13 protein-coding genes are annotated in these 17,982 nt (G+C 70.7%); 5 read left to right on the forward strand and 8 right to left on the reverse strand.

Translation table 11 applies throughout. From position 1 onward, the window contains the following. Positions 1-161: 161 nt before the first annotated feature. Positions 162-3,056, forward strand: a complete 2,895-nt coding sequence (gene treY, locus VF632_RS08170; protein WP_331022383.1) for a malto-oligosyltrehalose synthase — start codon at positions 162-164, stop codon at positions 3,054-3,056. A 117-nt stretch (positions 3,057-3,173) separates the two neighbouring features. Here treY and VF632_RS08175 read toward each other — a convergent pair whose 3' ends face one another. From VF632_RS08175 to VF632_RS08210, 8 genes are all read right to left on the reverse strand, one after another. Further along, entirely contained in the window at positions 3,174-5,294 is a 2,121-nt protein-coding gene (locus tag VF632_RS08175) for a TonB-dependent receptor (RefSeq protein ID WP_331022384.1), read from the reverse strand. A gap of 168 nt (positions 5,295-5,462) precedes the next feature. Then, complete coding sequence (locus VF632_RS08180) at positions 5,463-6,056, reverse strand: hypothetical protein (RefSeq protein ID WP_331022385.1); 594 nt, start codon at positions 6,054-6,056, stop codon at positions 5,463-5,465. A 152-nt stretch (positions 6,057-6,208) separates the two neighbouring features. After that, complete coding sequence (locus VF632_RS08185; RefSeq protein ID WP_331022386.1) at positions 6,209-6,688, reverse strand: DUF6702 family protein; 480 nt, start codon at positions 6,686-6,688, stop codon at positions 6,209-6,211. Continuing rightward, entirely contained in the window at positions 6,682-7,284 is a 603-nt protein-coding gene (locus VF632_RS08190; protein WP_331022387.1) for a HupE/UreJ family protein, read from the reverse strand. The genes VF632_RS08185 and VF632_RS08190 overlap by 7 nt, the downstream gene beginning before the upstream one ends. A gap of 13 nt (positions 7,285-7,297) precedes the next feature. Then, positions 7,298-8,659 carry a tetratricopeptide repeat protein gene (locus VF632_RS08195; protein ID WP_331022388.1) on the reverse strand — a complete coding sequence of 454 codons (1,362 nt, stop codon included), beginning with the start codon at positions 8,657-8,659 and terminating at the stop codon, positions 7,298-7,300. Positions 8,660-8,778: 119 nt separating this feature from the next. Beyond that, positions 8,779-9,426, reverse strand: a complete 648-nt coding sequence (locus VF632_RS08200; RefSeq protein WP_331022389.1) for a DUF4331 family protein — start codon at positions 9,424-9,426, stop codon at positions 8,779-8,781. Positions 9,427-9,491: 65 nt separating this feature from the next. Beyond that, positions 9,492-10,262, reverse strand: a complete 771-nt coding sequence (locus VF632_RS08205) for a DUF4331 family protein (RefSeq protein ID WP_331022390.1) — start codon at positions 10,260-10,262, stop codon at positions 9,492-9,494. Between the two features lie 97 nt (positions 10,263-10,359). Further along, the gene (locus VF632_RS08210) at positions 10,360-11,574 is read right to left on the reverse strand and encodes a hypothetical protein (RefSeq protein ID WP_331022391.1); all 1,215 of its coding nucleotides are present in this window, start codon (positions 11,572-11,574) and stop codon (positions 10,360-10,362) included. 435 nt (positions 11,575-12,009) lie between these two features. Here VF632_RS08210 and VF632_RS08215 point away from each other — a divergent pair, with 435 nt between their 5' ends. The 4 genes from VF632_RS08215 to VF632_RS08230 all read left to right on the forward strand — a co-directional run bounded on the left by VF632_RS08215 (position 12,010) and on the right by VF632_RS08230 (position 17,708). After that, positions 12,010-12,657 carry an HAD family phosphatase gene (locus VF632_RS08215; RefSeq protein WP_331022392.1) on the forward strand — a complete coding sequence of 216 codons (648 nt, stop codon included), beginning with the start codon at positions 12,010-12,012 and terminating at the stop codon, positions 12,655-12,657. Positions 12,658-12,793: 136 nt separating this feature from the next. Then, entirely contained in the window at positions 12,794-13,576 is a 783-nt protein-coding gene (locus VF632_RS08220) for a glucose 1-dehydrogenase (protein WP_331022393.1), read from the forward strand. 986 nt (positions 13,577-14,562) lie between these two features. Continuing rightward, positions 14,563-16,731: a 3-hydroxyacyl-CoA dehydrogenase NAD-binding domain-containing protein gene (locus VF632_RS08225; protein WP_331022394.1), complete on the forward strand. Its 2,169-nt coding sequence runs from the start codon at positions 14,563-14,565 to the stop codon at positions 16,729-16,731. A 29-nt stretch (positions 16,732-16,760) separates the two neighbouring features. After that, positions 16,761-17,708, forward strand: a complete 948-nt coding sequence (locus tag VF632_RS08230; RefSeq protein WP_331022395.1) for an MBL fold metallo-hydrolase — start codon at positions 16,761-16,763, stop codon at positions 17,706-17,708. The last annotated feature ends 274 nt before the right edge of the window (positions 17,709-17,982 follow it).

Below are 17,982 nucleotides of genomic sequence, written 5' to 3' on the forward strand. Positions count from 1 at the left end.
ACCCCGCCCGAAGTTCCCCCCTCTCCCGCGCGGTTTGCGGGGGAGGGGCCGGGGGAGGGGAACCCGCTGGGCCCGCGTTCGCCCGGATCTTGCCTCGCCGCGCGCCGGCCCGCGCCGCATCCCGACGGCAGCGACGAGCACCGGAATTTACAAGGCAGACCGTGAACCAGCCCGAAACCACCCCGGGAGCGCCCACCCGCGTTCCCTCGTCCACCTATCGCCTGCAGCTGCACGCCGGGTTCACCTTCCGGCAGGCCGCCGACATCGTTCCGTACCTGGCAGAGCTGGGGATCAGCGACCTGTACGCGTCGCCGTACCTGCAGGCCCGCCCGGGCAGCATGCACGGCTACGACATCGTGGACCACCGCACGCTCAACCGCGAGATCGGCACCGAGCACGACCACGCGCGCATGACGGCGGCGCTGCGTGAGCAGAACATGGGCCACCTGCTCGACATCGTTCCCAACCACATGGGCGTGGCCATGGGCGTGCGCGGCCACCGGAACCCGTGGTGGATGAGCGTGCTGGAAAACGGGCCCGCCTCGCCCTACGCCCGCTACTTCGACATCGACTGGGAGCCGCTGAACCCCGAGCTGCACGGCAAGGTGCTGCTTCCCGTGCTGGGCGACCAGTTCGGCTGCGTGCTCGAGGCGGGCGAGCTGAAGCTGGTGTACGAGGACGGCCAGTTCCGGGTGGAGTACTACGAGACCGTGCTTCCCGTGGCCCCCGGCGCCACCGCGCCCGTGCTGCAGCTGGCGATGGAAAAGACCGGGCTGGCGGCCGACCACCCCGACCGCATGGAGCTGGAAAGCATTCTCACCGCCCTGCGCCACCTGCCGCCGCGGGCCAGCACCGACCCGGAAAGCGTCACCGAACGCGACCGCGAGCGCGTGGTCGCCCGCCGGCGGCTGGACGTGCTGTACGGAACCTCCGACGCGGTGCGCGAGGCGCTGGATGCGGCCGTCGCCGAGTTCAACGGCACGCCGGGCGAGCCCCACTCGTTCGACCGCCTGGCCACGCTGCTGAACGACCAGGCGTACCGGCTTGCGTTCTGGCGGGTGGCGGCGGAGGAGATCAACTACCGGCGCTTCTTCGACGTCAACGACCTGGCGGGGCTGCGCACGGAGCTGCCCGCGGTCTTCCACGACTCGCATGAGCTGATCCTGCGCATGGTGCGCGAGGGGCACGTGACGGGGCTGCGCATCGACCACCCCGACGGGCTGTTCGATCCGCAGGGCTACCTGCGCGACCTGCAGCGCGAGTGCGTGGGGCTGGACGCGAAGGAGCGCTTCTACGTGCTGGTGGAAAAGATCCTGACCGGCGACGAGACGCTTCCGGAGGAGTGGCCAGTGGCGGGAACGGTGGGCTACGAGTACATGAACCGCGTCAACGGCCTGTTCGTAGACCCGGGGAACGAGGCGGCGCTGGACGCCATCTACCGCACGTTCACGGGGCAGCGGACGGACTTCGAAGACCTGGTCTACCAGAAGAAGCTGCTGATCCTGCGCACCTCGCTCGTCAGCGAGCTCACGGTGCTGACCACCATGCTGGACCGCATCAGCGAGCAGAACCGCTGCTACCGCGACTTCACCTGGGGCAGCCTTCGCGACGCGCTGCGCGAGGTGATCGCCTGCTTTCCCGTCTACCGCACCTACATCGACGCCTTTGCCGGCAGGATCATTGAGCGCGACCGCGGCTACGTGATGCAGGCGGTGGAGCTGGCGCGCGAGCGCAACCACAACATGCCCAGTTCGCTCTTCGACTTCGTTCGCGACACGCTGCTGCTGGAGTGGCCCGATTCGCTGGACGAGGAGGCGCGGCAGCAGCACGCGCGCTTCGTGATGAAGGTGCAGCAGCTGACGGGTCCGGTGATGGCCAAGGGGGTGGAAGACACCACCTTCTACGTCTTCAACCGGCTGATCTCGCTGAATGAGGTGGGCGGCGAGCCCGACCGCTTCGGAATCAGCCCCGACGAGTTCCACGCCTTCAACCTGGAGCGCGCCGAGCGCTGGCCGCACGCCATGTCGGCCAGCAGCACGCACGACACCAAGCGCAGCGAGGACGTGCGCGCCCGGATCAACGTGCTTTCCGAGATCCCGGTGCTGTGGTCGGACCGGGTGAACGCGTGGGCGGCGGAGAACGCGCGCTTCAAGCGGGGGACCGAGCGGCGGCCCATTCCGCACGCGAACGACGAGTACCTGCTGTACCAGACCATCGTGGGCGCCTGGCCGTTCGCGGACACCAGCGACCAGGCCCGGCAGGACTTCATCGGCCGGGTGCAGGCGTACATGGAAAAGGCCACGCGCGAGGCCAAGATGCACACCAGCTGGATCAACCCGTCGGAGGCGTACGACCAGGGGCTGCGCGACTTCGTGGCCGACGTGCTTCGTCCGGGCGAGAATGCGTTCGTGGAAAGCCTGGCGGAGTTTCATCCCCTGGTCTCACGGCTGGGGATGGTGAACTCGCTAGCGCAGACGCTGGTGAAGCTGGCCTCACCCGGCGTGCCCGACATCTACCAGGGGCAGGAGATCTGGGACTTCTCGCTGGTGGATCCCGACAACCGCCGTCCCGTGGACTTCGACCTCCGCCGCCGGCTGATGGACGACCTGAAGCGCCGCGCGGAGGATGGCGACGGCGTGGCGGCGGCGCGGGATCTCGTCGACAACTGGCACGACGGGCGGATCAAGCTTCACGTCGTACAGTCCGGGCTGCGGCTGCGCGCGGCCTATCCCGCGGTGTTCGGGACGGGCGACTACGTGCCTCTGGAGTCGGAGGGAGAGAAGGCGGAGCACGTGGTGGCCTTCGCGCGGACGGCGGAGGGCGCGGCGGTGATCGCCGTGGTGCCGCGCCTGGTGGCGAAGCTTACGCGGGTTCGCGAATTCGCGCTGCCGGAGGCGGGTGACTTCGCGGGGACGCGCCTGACGCTGCCGGCGCACCTGGCCGGCCGCTACCGCAACGTGCTCACGGGCGAGGAGCTGTCGGGGGCGGATGGATCGCTGAACGTCGAGGACGTCTTCGCGAACTTCCCCGTGGCCCTGCTCGAGCGCATCGGCTGAAAAAAGAAGGCCTCACACGGAGGGCACGGAGGACACGGAGGAACGGCGGAGGAGATATTGTCTCCTTCTTTTTCCTCTGTGCCCTCCGTGCCCTCCGTGTGGGATTGCTGTTGCAGTTCAGAACGCCCAGTGGAGCGAAAGCCTGAGCTGGCGCGGCTCCACGGGGTGAAAGTGTACGTCTTCCACGCCGCCCGCCGGCTCGCCCGGCAGCCGCGACGCGTAGTAGTACTGGATGTCGCTTGCGTTGGAATCCAGCAGGTTCAGCACGGTGGCCTCCACCCGCAGCCCCGAGGCGAAGGCGTAGCCGGCTTCCGCGTTGAAGAGCGTCGCCGGGTCCGCGCGGACGCTGTTGTCCTCGATCAGCGGGTACGCCCCGAAGTGCCGCAGCCGCAGCGCGCCAGTCAGCCCCCGCTCCGGCATCCAGGCGATGCCGCCGGCGAAGACGTTCTCCAGCGCGCCGGGAATCCGGCTCTCCTCCACCGGCACGTCCGCCAGCCGCGCCCGCGCGAACGACACGTCGGCGTCAATGGAAAGCGATGGGATCGGCCGGTAGAAGTTGGCCCAGGTCACGCCGCTCCGCCTGCTCGTCGCGCTGGGCTCCGTCGCCCCCGCGTCGCCCACGAACAGCAGCTCGCTGTCCAGCTCCAGCCCCCACACCGTCAGCGTGGAGCGCAGGCCCTGCACGGGCGCCGCCCGGATGCCGAGCTCCGCCCCGCGGGAGCGCACGAGGGGATCCACCCGCGCCGCCGGATCGCCGCTGATGGGATCGACGGTGATGGTGGTGCCGCGCGCGTCGTTGCTGTGAAATCCGTATCCGCCGCTCAGGTACAGCTCCGTCTGCCGCGACGGAGAGAAGATGAGCGATGCCTTGGGGCTGACGATGCCCGCCGCACGACGCCCCGAGTTCTCCGCCCGGTCGCTCTCGACGTCGAACGCGTAGCCGTCCGCGCGCAGGCCCAGCACCGTGCGGAAGCGCGAGCTCCAGCGGGAATCCGCCTCCAGGAAAACGCCCGTCGAGGACTGCCGGACGCGGTCTTCCCGCACCGTCCCGACGCGCTCCTGTGCGCGGGTCCGGTGCAGCCCCAGCCCGCCGATGCCGTCCGTGCGGGCCTGCAGTCCCACGGAGAGCAGGTGCGCGGCGCCCAGGCCGCGGACGTCATGCGCGTGCTTGGCGTCCACCCCCAGCACCGAGCGCCGGTCCACCTGGTTGAACTGGTCTCCCTGCGCCGGGTCGTCCAGATAGTAGGTGAAGTTGGAGTACAGGTCCAGGTCGGAATGGATGCCGTACACCTGCACCTGCTGCACCGCGCCCGGCAGTGTGCGGCTCCACGAGCCCGCCAGGCTGAAGCGCTCCGAATCTCCGCCGTCATCCTCCTCGATCTGCCCGAACCGGCCCACCAACCCGCTCGCCACCGCGCGGGCGGGAATCTGGTCCGTCGCGTTCCACCGGCTGCGGTACGCCATCCCCAGCAGCGAGAACCGCGACGGCCCGCGCTCCCACGAATACCGCGCCACGCCGCTGAGCTTGCGCAGGTCCTGCCCCATCTCCCACGGCCCGTCGTACGACTTCGCTTCCACCGCGACGAGGAAGTCGCCGGCACCCACCGGGGCCGATGCGCCCGCCGCCACGCGCGCCAGGCCGTTCTGCCCGCCGGATACGGTGGCGAAGGGGCGGTCCAGCCGGCGCACCAGGTGGAACACGGCGCCGCCCGCGCTGCCGAAGTCACCCAGCTCGGCGTGGTAGACGCCCAGCTTGTATTCCAGGTGATCCACCAGCTCCGGGATCAGGAAGTTCAGGTCCGTCCACCCCTGCCCGTGGCCGTGCGTGGGCATGTTGACGGGCATCCCTTCGATCCGCGTCTGGAAATCCGTCCCGTGGTCCAGGTTGAAGCCGCGGACGAAGTACTGGTTCGCCTTTCCCTCGCCCGAGTGCTGGGTGACGATCACCCCGGGCACCGTCTCCAGCAGCTCACCCTCTCGCGTGATGGGGCGCGAGCGAAGGTCCGCCGCGCCCACGTAGCCCTCCGACGCGGTGCCCGCGATGCCGATCAAGTCGTCGATGCGGCCCGTGACGCTGATGGTGTCCATCACCACCGGTGCCGCGGCCGTGTCGCGCCTCGCCGGCTGCGTCTGCGCGTCAGCCGCGCCCGCGCCACCGATGCCCATCAGCGCCGCGAGCAGGATCGCCCTCGTCAGACGGTGCGCTCGCTCGTGTGTTCCTGTGTGTGGATCGATCATCGTCCCGAATGTCCCCTGTCCGTGATTTGCCGGGTTTCAGGGATGCGCGGGCCTGGATCCGGCTGCGCAGGCGCGGCCGGATTCGGGCATGCGAACGCGCACCCCGCGCCTGGTCCGCCGAGCGCACGCGCGCTTGGGAACCAGGCGAGAAAAAGCTGAAAAACGACTTCAGCCCGGCAGTTGGGGCGGGGGAGATTCGATGGAGGGAACGGCCTGGTCCGGCGCCGCGACGATCCACGGCGTGCGCGACCGGTTCCGTGCGACGCGCGGCAGGGATGCCGCGGATGCAGGAAGGTAGAATTCGGAGTACGGTGCCGATGGAAGCACCAGCTCCTCGTCGGACCGCGGGTCGTGGGTGTGGATCAGACCGCCGTGCTCGTGCGGCGCGTTCGCGATCGGCCGCTCCGCCGGTGGCGCAGGCTCGTGCCGATCAGCCGCGTGGTGATGATCCTCGTCCCGCGGATGCTCGTGCGTTCCGGCATGATGCGCCGGATGCTCGTGCGCGTCGGTTCCACGCCCGGAATGCTCGTGCGGCTCATCCGAAGGGGCGACGTGCACGACGGCCTGCGTGTGGATCGCGGGAGGCGGATCGGCCGGGGGCGGCGGAGGCGTCTCGTGATGGGCGGTCGCCAGGTGCAGCGAGAGCAATCCGGCGTGGCCGATGTGCGACGTGCCGAGCCCGATTGCACAGGCAAGCAGCACCGGAAGCAGAACGATCCGCCAGGCGTGCATCTTCGACCTGCCCGGCGATCGTCCAGCCATCCGCATCTACGATATCAGGGTTCGCGTGGGCCACCGGCGGGTGGTCGGGACGGCGCGCCATCACCCGTGCCCGGAGACTCCATCTACGGGGGTAGCGTCGGTTTTATAGGCGGCCGCCCCGCCGATCTCGGATCCACCTGCCCGGGACGCACTTACGGCAGAGGCCGCGCGCCGTCGCCGGGGGTAAAGAGAAGGCTGCGCGCGCGTCCGGCGTACTGCGCCCGCACCACGTTCACCTGGTCCTGGTACAGGTTGAAGAGCATGGCGTTGCGCACCTGCCCGCCGCGCACCCCGCTGGCCGCGGCGCCGCGAAGGCACACCCACACCACCTCGCCCTGGTACCGCGTACCGCACCATTGGAATCGCACCGCGCGCCCGTTCCGCTCGCGCAGCACGAACGATGAGCCCACGTACACGCGTTCGCGCTCGTTGAGCGTGGCCCCCCGTGCCGTGGCGACCGCGCGCCCGTAGTCGTCGGCAAAGACGCGCATCTGCACCTGCACCGCCCCGTCCGCGCCGGCCTTCAGCTCCGTCAGCGTGGTGTGCAGCGGATGCGCGGCCGGCCGCGCCGCGCCCGCCACCAGCGCCGTCGCCCCCACCAGGAGCAGGCAGAGCCAGCGGCGAGTTACCACGGGCTGCGCTCCACCGCCCAGGCGCAGGCCACCACGGCCACCGCGGACGAAACCGCGATCACGCGAAGCCGCACCGGGGCCGGCGCGCGGGCGGGAAGCTTCACCAGCCCGATCAGGCGGTCGAGCGCGGCGAAGGCCGCGAACGCGCCGGCCAGTACGAGTACCTGGCCGATCTCCAGCCCCACGTTGAAGCCCACCAGCGGCACGGCAAGGTCATCCATGAACAGGCTGCGCAGGTAGTTGGCGAACCCGGCGCCGTGCACCAGGCCGAACACCCCCGCGAACACGGGCCGGGCGCGCATCCGCCAGCCGTCCTGCCGGTCGCGCTGCACCAGGTTCTCGATGGCCGTCGCCACGATGGTGACGGGGATCAGGAACTCGATCAGTGGCGTGGGCAGGGCGAGCAGCCCGGTGACGGCCAGGGCCAGCGTGATGGAGTGGCCCACGGTGAAGGCCGTCACCACCCACAGCGCCGGGCGCCAGTCCGCCGGGCGGTAGATGGCCGCCAGCACCAGCAGGAACAGCACGTGGTCCAGCCCGTTGGGGTCGGTGATGTGCCGGAACCCGAGCTGCGCAAACGCCAGGAAGTCGCTCATCTCAACGTCCCTTTCACCAGGGCAGGCGCAGGCGCCCGCCGCCCGGAATGGAATCGAGCACGGCACGTGCGGTGGCCGCGTGGCGCGGGTGGAAGCGCGGGTTCAGCTCCAGCGCCTGGCGCAGGTGCCGGCGCGCGGCCTCGTCATCGCCCGCGGCGCGCTCGATCATCCCCGCGTGAAAGAAGAGCAGGGGATCGCGCGTGCCCAGCCGCAGCGCCTGCTTGATCTGCGCCCGCGCCTCGGCGGGGCGGCCCGCGCGGAACAGCGCCCACGCCATCAGGTCGTGCCCGTACACGTCGCGCCGCTCGGCCAGCTCGGCCCGGGCGCGCTCCGTCACCATCGCCACGTCGCCGCCGTGGTCCAGCAGGAAGAGGCCCCACTCGCGGTGAATGCCGGCGGCCTGCCCCTGCACGGCCACCTTCATGGCCCCCGCGTACTCGTCGGCCCGCTCGCGGTCGCCCTGCAGCGCGTACGCCTCGCTGACGATTCCAAGGGTGGCCGGGTCCAGCACGGTCGCCGTCGCCTGCTCGCCCAGCTCCGCCGCCTTCGCGTATCGGCCGCGCGCCAGCTCCAGCCGCGCCATGGCGGAAAGCAGCCGGTAGTCGCCGGGGGCAATCACCAGCCCCGAGCGGAAGGCGCTCTCGGCCGCGTCCACGTCGCCCGCGCGAAGCTCCACGTCGCCCAGGCGCAGGTAGTACCAGGCCACCTGCTCGCCGGTGAAGTCGGTGCGGTACAGCGCCTGCCGCAGCGCGCCGGCGAAGATGACGCGCGCCTCGTCGGGGCGGCCGTGCAGCTCGGCCCAGCGGGCCAGGCGCGGCGCCACGGCCAGGTTGTCGGCGTGCTGGCGGATGGTGCCGAAGGTGACCTCGGCCGCCGCGTAGTCGCCCACCTCCATCTGCAGCTCGCCCAGGAGCGCGCGGTGGGCCGGGTCTTCGGGCCAGATGCGCACCAGCTCGCGGGCGATCGTCATCGCCTCGCCGAAGCGGTGCTGCGCCAGCAGGCTGGCGGCCAGCTGCCGGAAGGCCTTGGGGTTGGAGCGGCTGCGCAGCTTCAGCGAGGCGCGGGCGAGCTCCTCGGCCCGCAGGACGTCGCCGAACTCGCCCGTTTCGCGCGAGCGCTGCAGGTACAGCCCGGCCAGGTTGGCCTGGTCCGACGCGCTCCGCGGGTCGGCTTCCAGGCGCAGGTTGTAGAACGCGATCGCCTTCTCGGTCTCCCCCGCCTGCGCTTCGGCCGACGGGTACAGCCCGGCCAGCGACTCGGCCGCCATCACGTCGCGCGGCGCGGCCTTGCCGCCCAGGGCGGCGCCGGCGGCGGCAAATGCGCCGAGCGCCAGGATGGCGGCGGCGAGGGGCGAGGGACCGAGCTTCATGGGCATCGTGCGCATCCTTCTCTTCAGCGAAAAATCCGGCTCTTCAGAACCCATCCAGCGTTGCCGGCGAGCGCCGGCCGGCGCGGGCCCCGTCGAGACGGGACCCGCGCCGTTCGTTCATCCGATCAGTTGGCCGCCGCGACGTACGGGAAGACGTCGGGGTCCGTCTGGTTGTCGGGTACGTTGTCGGTGCTCAGGCCCGGGCTGACGTTGCTGTTGTTGCCCAGCGCCGTGCCGAAGATCACCGAAAGGCCCTTGTCGACCGCGTCGTCGTTGTCGAGCTTGCGGCCGCCGTAGCCCGTTCCGGGCGACAGCGCATAGGTCAGCCAGCCCACCAGCGCCGAGGCGTCGGCGTTGGCCGCCGTCACGCCGGCCGCGCGGTTGGGGAACACCGTCAGCATGTCGGGCGTCAGCGCCGTGGCCACCGCGTTCGCGTAGGCCGCGTCGCGCCCGGCCACGCCGGTGACGAACCGCTGGAGGTCGTCGCGGAAGTTGGCCACGTCCGTGTTGGGATTGGTGGTGTTGAAGAAGTCGTGCTCACGCTTCTCGACGAACACCTCGCTCACCAGGGGGTTGCCCAGGCGCTCGATCTGGTCGAACACCAGGTTGGCGGTGCCGATGCGGACCGTGTCGCGCACCGTTACGGTGACGGTGACCGTGTCCTTCTTCTGCACCTCTACGATCGTGCGTGTCGCGTCCTCGCTGCAGGCGCCGGCGCTCAGGGCCGCCGCCAGGGCGAACGCCAGGGCGCCCGCCGTTTTCATCTTCCACATCGTAAAACTCCTCGCGTGTTGGTGATCTCGTCAGCCGGCCGCGTGCGTGGCCGGCGGCATTTCCGTCAGCGGCCGATGGTGGCCCAGATACCCAGCTTGGCGTCGTTCCCCGCCGCCACGCCCAGCATCGACTCTGGCATCTCTACCACGATCGACAGGGTGTTGGCGCCCAGCAGCGCGTCCTTGGGCGTGCAGGTGGTGTCGAACGGCGCGGCGGCGCCGCAGAAGGCCGACGGCATCTTGTTGTCCGTCGCCACTTCGGTCAGGAAGGTGGCGGGGCGGCGGTCCGGCAGGATCTGCAGGAACTGCTCGAGGTCGATGTAGAAGGGATCGTTGCGCGGCCCCGTGAACACCGTCATGCCGTTGGGCGTGGTGAACGTGGTGTTGAAGGCGTTGCCCGCCGACAGCGGACCGCCCAACAGGCGGTTTCTCATCCCCAGGCTCGTGCCCGCCGGAGCCGCGGGCCCCAGCACGTTCACGCGGTGGGTTCCGTCGCTCATCTCGTCGAACAGGAACTGCAGCACCAGGTCTTCGGTGGCGTCGTTGTTGTTGTCGATCTTGAACTGGTACAGCGCGTTGGGATCGAAGCGGGTGATGCTGCGGCCCAGCGCGTTGATGGGCGAGGCCACGTCCATCACCAGCACGATCCGGCCGTCGGTGCTGCCGGGGAACACGTACACGTCGTTGATGTCGAGCTGCGGGCTCAGTTCCACCTCGGCGGTGTCGACGTGGTCGGAGCTGGTGCCTTCGCGGGCCATCAGGGCCACGCCCGCCAGAGCGGCGGCGGTCAGTACGGCGGCCGCACCCAGTCGGCCCCGCGTTTTCGCCAGTGTCATCGTTTCCTCCCTACAAGTGGATGGAGCACTGCGCCGTGTGGCGCCTCTCCGGTGGTGCCCCCCGCGGCACCCGCCGCGGGGGTTGGATTCCGTCCCGTCAGTCGCCGCGAACGGCGCCGGCCTTGGTTTCCGTCTGGTAGGGCTGGAACTCGCATCCCGCCCGAACCGGCACGTACAGCACCTCGGGGGTGCCGGTGGCTCCGGTCTCGGCGAACACGCTCACGCCCTGGAACTCGCCCACTCGCGACACCTCGTTGACGCCGAGCACGCGGGGCAGGCCGTACTTCACGTAGCGGCGGCCCATCACCATCACCGGCTCGTTGTTGATGAACCACGAGGCCCCGGCGGCGTAGCCCGTCATGGACGGCGAGAACCGCTGGCCGTTCATGGTGGTGTCGCCCGTCTGCGTGTTGTACTGCACCGTCATGTTGCGCAGCATGCCGTTCTCCACCACGCACACCTGGACGTCGCGCATGGGGTTCATGGGCGGCGGCGGCGGCGGGGGCGGCGCCGGCTCCACCATCGGCGGCGGCGGCGGCAGGATCACCGGCGGCGGCGGCGGAAGCAGGTTGCCGAACATGGCCTTCAGCCCCAGCACCAGGCGCCCGGTAACGGCCGTGCGGTCGTCGGCGATGCGCACGCGCGAGCCGGTGGGGGCGATGGCGCGCGGCACCCAGGCGTCGCCCACGTGCACGGGCGAATCGTAGACGTGCACGCCCGCCTCGGTGAACAGCGACACGGGGCCCAGGGGAATCAGGTCGAAGCCGATTCCGCCGTTGCCCTGCCCCACCGTGGCGTACTTGGGCCGCAGCGGAAGGCACGCGGCCAGCTCCAGCGACGACTGCAGGCACGCCGTGCGGTCTTCGCCCGTCACGTCGACGGTAAGCCCGCCGCCGCCCACGAAGGCGTACATTCCCGACAGAACCCGCGAGCCGCTCATCACGAACGGGCGAAGCGTCAGGTTCAGGTCGTACACGTAGGTGTTGAGCACGAAATTGCTGCTCTCGCCAGCGCCCTCGAACGCACCGTCCGCGTGGGGCGGCTGCATGGGCAGGTAGGCGCCATGCGCCCGCAGCCCCAGCCGCGGCGTGAACCAGAAGTTGGCGATGGCCCCGAAGGCGCCGCCGAACCCGGGACCGAAGCTTTCCTCGTCGTCGTTCTCGGTCGGCGAGGTGGTGGTGTTCAGCGTCACCGTCCGGCTGTCGAACCACGCGCTGGTCAGCGACCCGCCCGCGTACACCCCGAGATCGAAGCGGCTGACCTGCCGCCCCATCATCATCTCGTCCTGCGCCTGGGCCGCCGTACTGGTCATCGCGCAGCACGCGACGCCCAGGGCAAGCCGTGGTAGCAATCGTCTCATCTAGACCCTTTTCCTCCCCGTCCGAGTGGATTGAAAACCTTTCCGCCGGGGCGGAGAGGTGGTGGTGCGCCTGCCCAGCCCCCCGTGAGGGCGGCTGCCTTCCCGATGCCTCCCCCATCCGACTCGCCAGGAGGGCACGCCAAACCGGTGGCGGAACCCCCATGCATTTACCGGACCAAGATTATACAAACATTCTACAGCGATGGGCGCACGATTTCGACGGTCCAGGCGCGGGTGCCGAAACCGTGCGATCAACCGCTTCTCGTCTTCGCGGGGCCGGCCTTCTCGCCCCCCTCACAAAGGCATACGACCGGGTCTCGCGAAACGGATCTCCGGCCCGTTCCATCCTGGCTCGCGGCGAGGCGGGAAAGCACGTATGATCCGCGGATGGATGCCGTGATCTTCGACATGGACGGGGTGATCTCCGACACGCAGCGCCTTCACTCGGAGGTGGAATCCGAGCTGCTGCGCGGGTGGGGGATCGCGATCGGCCCCGGCGACCTGACGCGCCGGTACGCCGGCATGGCCGACCGCGATTTTCTTCCCGCGGTGCTGGGCCGGCCGGTGGACGCCGGCGAGTTCGCCCGGTGGACGCGGGACAAGTGGGGGACGATGGCGGAGCGCGCCCCCGGGCGGATCGTGCCGATGGACGGGGCGCTCGAGCTGATCGCGCTGCTCGGCGCGCGCGGCGTGCCCATCGCGGTCGCCTCCAGCTCGCCGATGTCGTTCATCGACCAGGTGCTCTCCGAGCTGGGCGTGGGCGATGCGTTCGCCGCGCGGGCGACGGGCGAGGAGGTGCCGCGCGGAAAGCCGGCGCCGGACGTGTTCCTGCTCGCGGCCCGGCGGCTGGGCGTGGCGCCGGAACGCTGCACGGTCATCGAGGACGCCGTGGCGGGGATGACGGCGGCGCGCGCTGCGGGAATGCGCTGCGTGGCCCTGGTGGACGACCCCACCCGCCCCCTTCCCGCCGACGTCGCGGTGCGCTCCCTGCGCGAGGCGGTCGCCGAGCCCGAACGGGTACTGGGCCTGGGCTGACTCCGCGGCCACCGCCCGTCCCGAGCGGATGAGCGGCGCTCACGTTTCTCAGCATTTGCGCGGGTTTTCGCGCCGCTTAGATTGTCCCGCGCAACCCACGTGACGGACGGAAATCCACCTTGGACGCGGGACCGGAATGCGCGGCGTCAGCGAGCTGTTCGACCTGACGGGGCGCGTGGCGCTGGTCACCGGCGGCGGGCGCGGGCTGGGCGAGCAGATCGCACGCGGGCTGGCGCAGGCGGGCGCCGCGGTGGCGGTGGGCTCGCGCAAGCGCGAGGCGTGCGCGGAGGTGGCCGGCGAGCTGGCGGGGGAGTACGGCGCGCGGACGCTGGCACTGCGATTGGACGTGGCGTCCGAGGACGAGGTGCGGGCCGCGTTCGACCAGGCGGAGGCGGAGCTAGGCCCCGTGGACCTGCTGGTGAACAACGCCGGCACCACGTGGGGCGCGCCCGCCGCGGAGATGACGGTGGACGCCTGGCGCAAGGTGATGGAGGTGAACGCCACGGGCACCTTCCTCTGCTCGCGCGAGCTGGGGCGCCGGCTGATCGCCCGGGGCGCGCCGGGCGCCATCCTGAACGTGGCGTCCATCGCGGGGATGAAGGGAAGCCCGCCGGAAATCATGGACGCGGCGGGATACAGCGCGTCGAAGGGCGCGGTGATCGCGCTGACGCGCGACCTGGCGGTGAAGTGGGCGCGCCACGGCATTCGGGTGAACGCGGTGGCACCGGGCTTCTTTCCCACGAAGATGACGGAGCACGTGCTGGCCCACGCCGAAAAGGCCCTGTCGCGCCTGGTGCCGCTGGGCCGCGTGGGCGGTGATGACGAGCTGCTGGGCGCGGCGCTCTTCCTGCTCTCTCCCGCGGCGAGCTACGTCACGGGCCAGGTCCTGGCCGTAGACGGCGGCATGTCGGCGATGTAGGACGGGGGAGGCCCTGCACGGAGAGGTGTCATCCAGAGGCCCGAGCGCACCGAACTGGCCCGCAGCAGATGCGATGCAGGGCCGTGGGATCTCGCCGCGGATGCCTCGCAGCCCAGGCGCGGCAGCGACACGAGAACCAGAGACGCGGCTCCTGCAGGGGCGTCGCCCCGGGCCTCGATGGACCAGACCCTCGGCGCCTGGGCGAATGAATTCGCTGCAACGACCACACGAAGTCTGCCTTCGCAGACTGGCTTGCGGTGGCGCGAGTTGGGCCGTGTGGCGCGCTCAGGACATGGGGCAGTTCTCCCCCTCTCCCGCTTGCGCCCCGCTTGCGGGAGAGGGCGCCGGGGGGAGAGGGCAGCCGGCGAGTGCGCCGGAGCAATCGAGGTGCACCCAGGCCGGCCAGCGTCGCCAGCCCGAGCATCGGCAGCAGGGGACGCGCACGAAACTGGCTCCCTTCCCCCGCGCTGTTTGCGGGGGAAGGGTTGGGGATGGGGGGCGCCCGCGGCATGCGACGGGTCCTGTCGATTCCGGGACCGAAGTTCTCCCCTCTCCGCACAGCAGTACCGTGCGGGGAGGGGCCGGGGGAGGGGCCCCGCGGGGGACGCGTCTCAGAGATTGGTGCTCGCTGCCGCGCCCAAGCTGAGAAGTGGCGCAGGCTAGATCCTTCGGCGCGCGTGGTATGAGGTGCAGGCCGGCTCGGTGCGCCTGCGCCTCAGGATGACAGGGGTTTTGCGCCCGGGGAAGCCGGGGCGCATACGAATTCTCCCCCTCCCCTGCGCAGCGGGGACAGGGGGTCGGGGGGAGGGGGCTGCCGCGGCGTGCGAGGAAGCCTGTCGCATCGGGACCGAAGTTCTCCCCTCTCCCGGCGGCAGTTTGCCGGGGGAGGGGCCGGGGGAGGGGCCGGCCGCGGCATGCGACCGAGCCCATCGAACCCCGATCGAAGTTGGGGCGGTACCCAAACGAACAAACCAGGAGCCGGTGAGATGGCGACCATGCTGGACGAACCGACGCAGACCGCTTCCGCCGTGCGGATGGACATCGCCGACGGCTTGGCCGTGATCCGCCTGAACGATCCCAGCCGCCCCGTCAACGTCATCTCCGCCGGCCTGCTGGCCGAGATGACCGCGATCCTGGAGCGGCTGGAAGACGGCGAGGCCGGCGTGCGCGCCGCCGTCATCATCTCCGAAAAGAAGGGCACCTGGATCGCGGGCGCCGACATCGAGGAGTTCAAGCACTTCATCACCCCCGCCGACGCCGAGGCCGCCAGCCGCGCCGGGCAGGAGATGCTCAACCGCCTGGAGCGCCTGGACATCCCCGTCGTCGCGGCCATCGACGGCGCGGCGCTGGGCGGCGGGCTGGAAACGGCGCTGGCCTGCTCGTACCGCATCGCCACCGACAGCCCCAAGACCAAGCTGGGCCTTCCCGAGGTGCAGCTGGGCATCATCCCCGGCGCGGGGGGCACGCAGCGCCTTCCCCGCCTGATCGGCCTGCGCGCCGCGCTGGACCTGATGCTCACGGGCAAGCAGCTCGACGGCCGCCGGGCGATGAAGACGGGCATCGTAGACGAGGTGGTCCCCGCGCCGGTGCTGCTGAGCGTGGCGAGCCGCGTGGCGCTCGAGCTCGCGGACCGCACGCGCCAGGCGAAGGCGGGCCGGGCGACGGGCTCGCCCGAGCGGCTGGAGAACCTGCTCCCCATGCGCCGGCTGATCTTCAGCAAGGCGAGGCAGGGGGTGATGGACAAGACCAAGGGGCTCTATCCCGCGCCGCTGCGCCTCCTCCGCGTCGTGGAGCGGGGGATCGACAAGCCGATCGAGCAGGGCTTCGCGCTCGAGGCGCAGGCGTTCGGCGAGCTGGCGGTGACCCCCGAGGCCCGCTCGCTGGTCCACGTTTTCTTCACCAGCACCGCGGCCAAGAACGATCCAGGGTTGCAGAGCCAGGCCAAGCCGAAGCACGTGGACCAGATCGCCGTCGTGGGCGCGGGGTTCATGGGCGCGGGCATCGCCGCGGCTTCGGCCGAGTCGGGAATCCGCGTGCGGCTGAAGGACGTGAAGCTCGAGGCCGCCGCCAAGGGGCTCAAGACCGCGCGCCAGAGCCTGAAGAAGCGGGCCGAGCGCAAGCGAATGAAGAAGTACGAGGTCACCAAGCTGCTGGACCGCGTACAGCCGACGACGGAGTACACGGGGTTCGCCGCGTCGGACCTGATCGTCGAGGCCGTGTTCGAAGACCTGGAGCTGAAGCACCGGGTGATCCGCGAGATCGAGGCGGCCACGCGCGGGGGCATCGTCCTGGGCTCCAACACCTCCACCATCCCCATCGCCCGCCTGGCCGAGGCGGCGTCGCGGCCTGACCACGTGATCGGCCTTCACTTCTTTTCCCCGGTGGAAAAGATGCCGCTGGTGGAGATCATCACCCACGCCGGCACCGCCGACTGGGTGACGGCCACGGCGCACGCGTACGCCAAGAAGATCGGCAAGACGCCCATCGTGGTGAACGACGCCCCCGGCTTCTACGTCAACCGCATCCTGTCGCCCTACATGGCCGAGACCGCGCTGCTGCTGCAGGAGGGCGTGCGGATGGAAGAGCTGGACGAGGCGATGACGGAGTGGGGCTTTCCCGTGGGACCGGTGACGCTGTACGACGAGGTGGGGCTGGACGTGGCGCAAAAGGCGGGAAAGATCATGGCCGCGGCCTTCGCCACCCGCATGACGCCCAGCGACCTGATCGACCGCATGGTGGCCGGCGGGCGGCTCGGGCGAAAGAATGCAAAGGGCTTCTACCGCTACGACGGGGACGGCAAGAAGGGCGGCCCCGACGAGAGCGCGTACGCCGTGTTCGGCACCCCGCCCAAGAAGACGATGCCGGCCGAGGAGATCCAGGAGCGGCTGGGGCTGGCGATGGTGAACGAGGCCGTGCGGACGCTGGAAGAGGGGGTGCTGCGCAGCGCCCGCGACGGCGACGTGGGGGCGGTCTTCGGCATCGGCTTCCCGCCGTTCCGCGGCGGGCCGTTCTGGTTCGTCGACACCACGGGCGCGGCCGAGGTGCTGCGCCGCCTGCGTGCGCTGGAGCAGCGCTTCGGCGGGCGGTTCGCGCCGGCGCGGATGCTGGAGGAGATGGCGGCGGACGGGCGGCGCTTCTTTCCCGAGGGCGCCTGAGCGCGGCAGCCCTGGCCCCGGCGCGCGAGGTGGCGCCGGGGGTCCACCGCCTTTCCGTTCCCCTGCCCTTCCCCCCGAGCGAGGTGGCGGCATGGGTGATCGAGGGCGACGATGGGCACGTGCTGGTGGACACGGGCATCGACACGCCGCCCGCCCGCGACGCCCTGCGCGAGGGCGCCGGGCAGATCGGCGTGACGCGCGAGTCGCTGCGCCACGTGGTGCTCACCCACGCGCACATCGACCACTACGGCCTGGCCGGCCCCGTCCGCGAGTGGAGCGGGGCCACGCTCAGCATCCACGAGCGCGAGGAAGCGCTGGCCACCCGCTGGGTGAACGGCTGGGCGCAGGACCGTCCGTCGGTGGAGCGCAGCTTCCTTACGGGCGGCATCCCCGCTGAGGTCGCCCGGCAGCTGCTGGAAGCGTCGGACCGCATCCACGCGCGCTACCGGCACTACCCGCCCGACCACCTGCTGCGGGGGGACGGGGGCGCGCTTCCGGGGGGTGGCGGGTGGGAGTGGATCCTCACGCCGGGCCACTCGCCGGGGCACGTGACGGTCTATCACCCGGACCGGCGCATCCTGATCGCGGGCGACCACGTGCTGCCGCGCATCTCTCCCAACATCGGCGCGGACCTGTACGCCGAGAACCCGCTGGCGGACTACCTGGCCTCGCTGGGGCGGCTGCGCGAGCTGCCGGTAGACCTCGTGCTTCCCTCGCACGGCGAGCCGTTCGCGGACCTGCCGGGGCGGATCGACGGCATCCTGGCGCACCACGACGCGCGAAACACGCAAACGGTGGAGCTGCTCACCCGGCCGATGACGGCGTTCGAGGTGACGCTGCGCCTGTTCCCCGACCTTCCGCCGGACAACTTCCTGCACGCGCTGCGCGAGGCCCGCGCGCACCTGATCTACCTGGAAAGCGTGAGCCGAGTGGGGCGCGACACGCGCGGCGGCGCCGAGGTCTGGCACCGGGACTGACGGGGCCCCGCCCCCGGCCCCTCCCCGCACAAACTACGTGCGGAGAGGGGAGAACTTCGATCGGGGTTCGACGGGTGCTTCGCAACCCGCGGCAGCCCCCTCCCCCATCCCCCTTCCCCCGCTGCGCAGGCTACCCATTACCCACATCTTTGTATCGGGCCAGGGACGCCCAAAACCAAGGTGACAGCAGGGGTTTGGCCCTCATCTGCGTCCACTCGGGAGACGGAGCAGCGCGCATTCCGGTGCGTAGACGCCACACACTCCTACGTCGACG

It is taken from the genome of Longimicrobium sp. (assembly GCF_036388275.1).
Classification (GTDB): domain Bacteria; phylum Gemmatimonadota; class Gemmatimonadetes; order Longimicrobiales; family Longimicrobiaceae; genus Longimicrobium.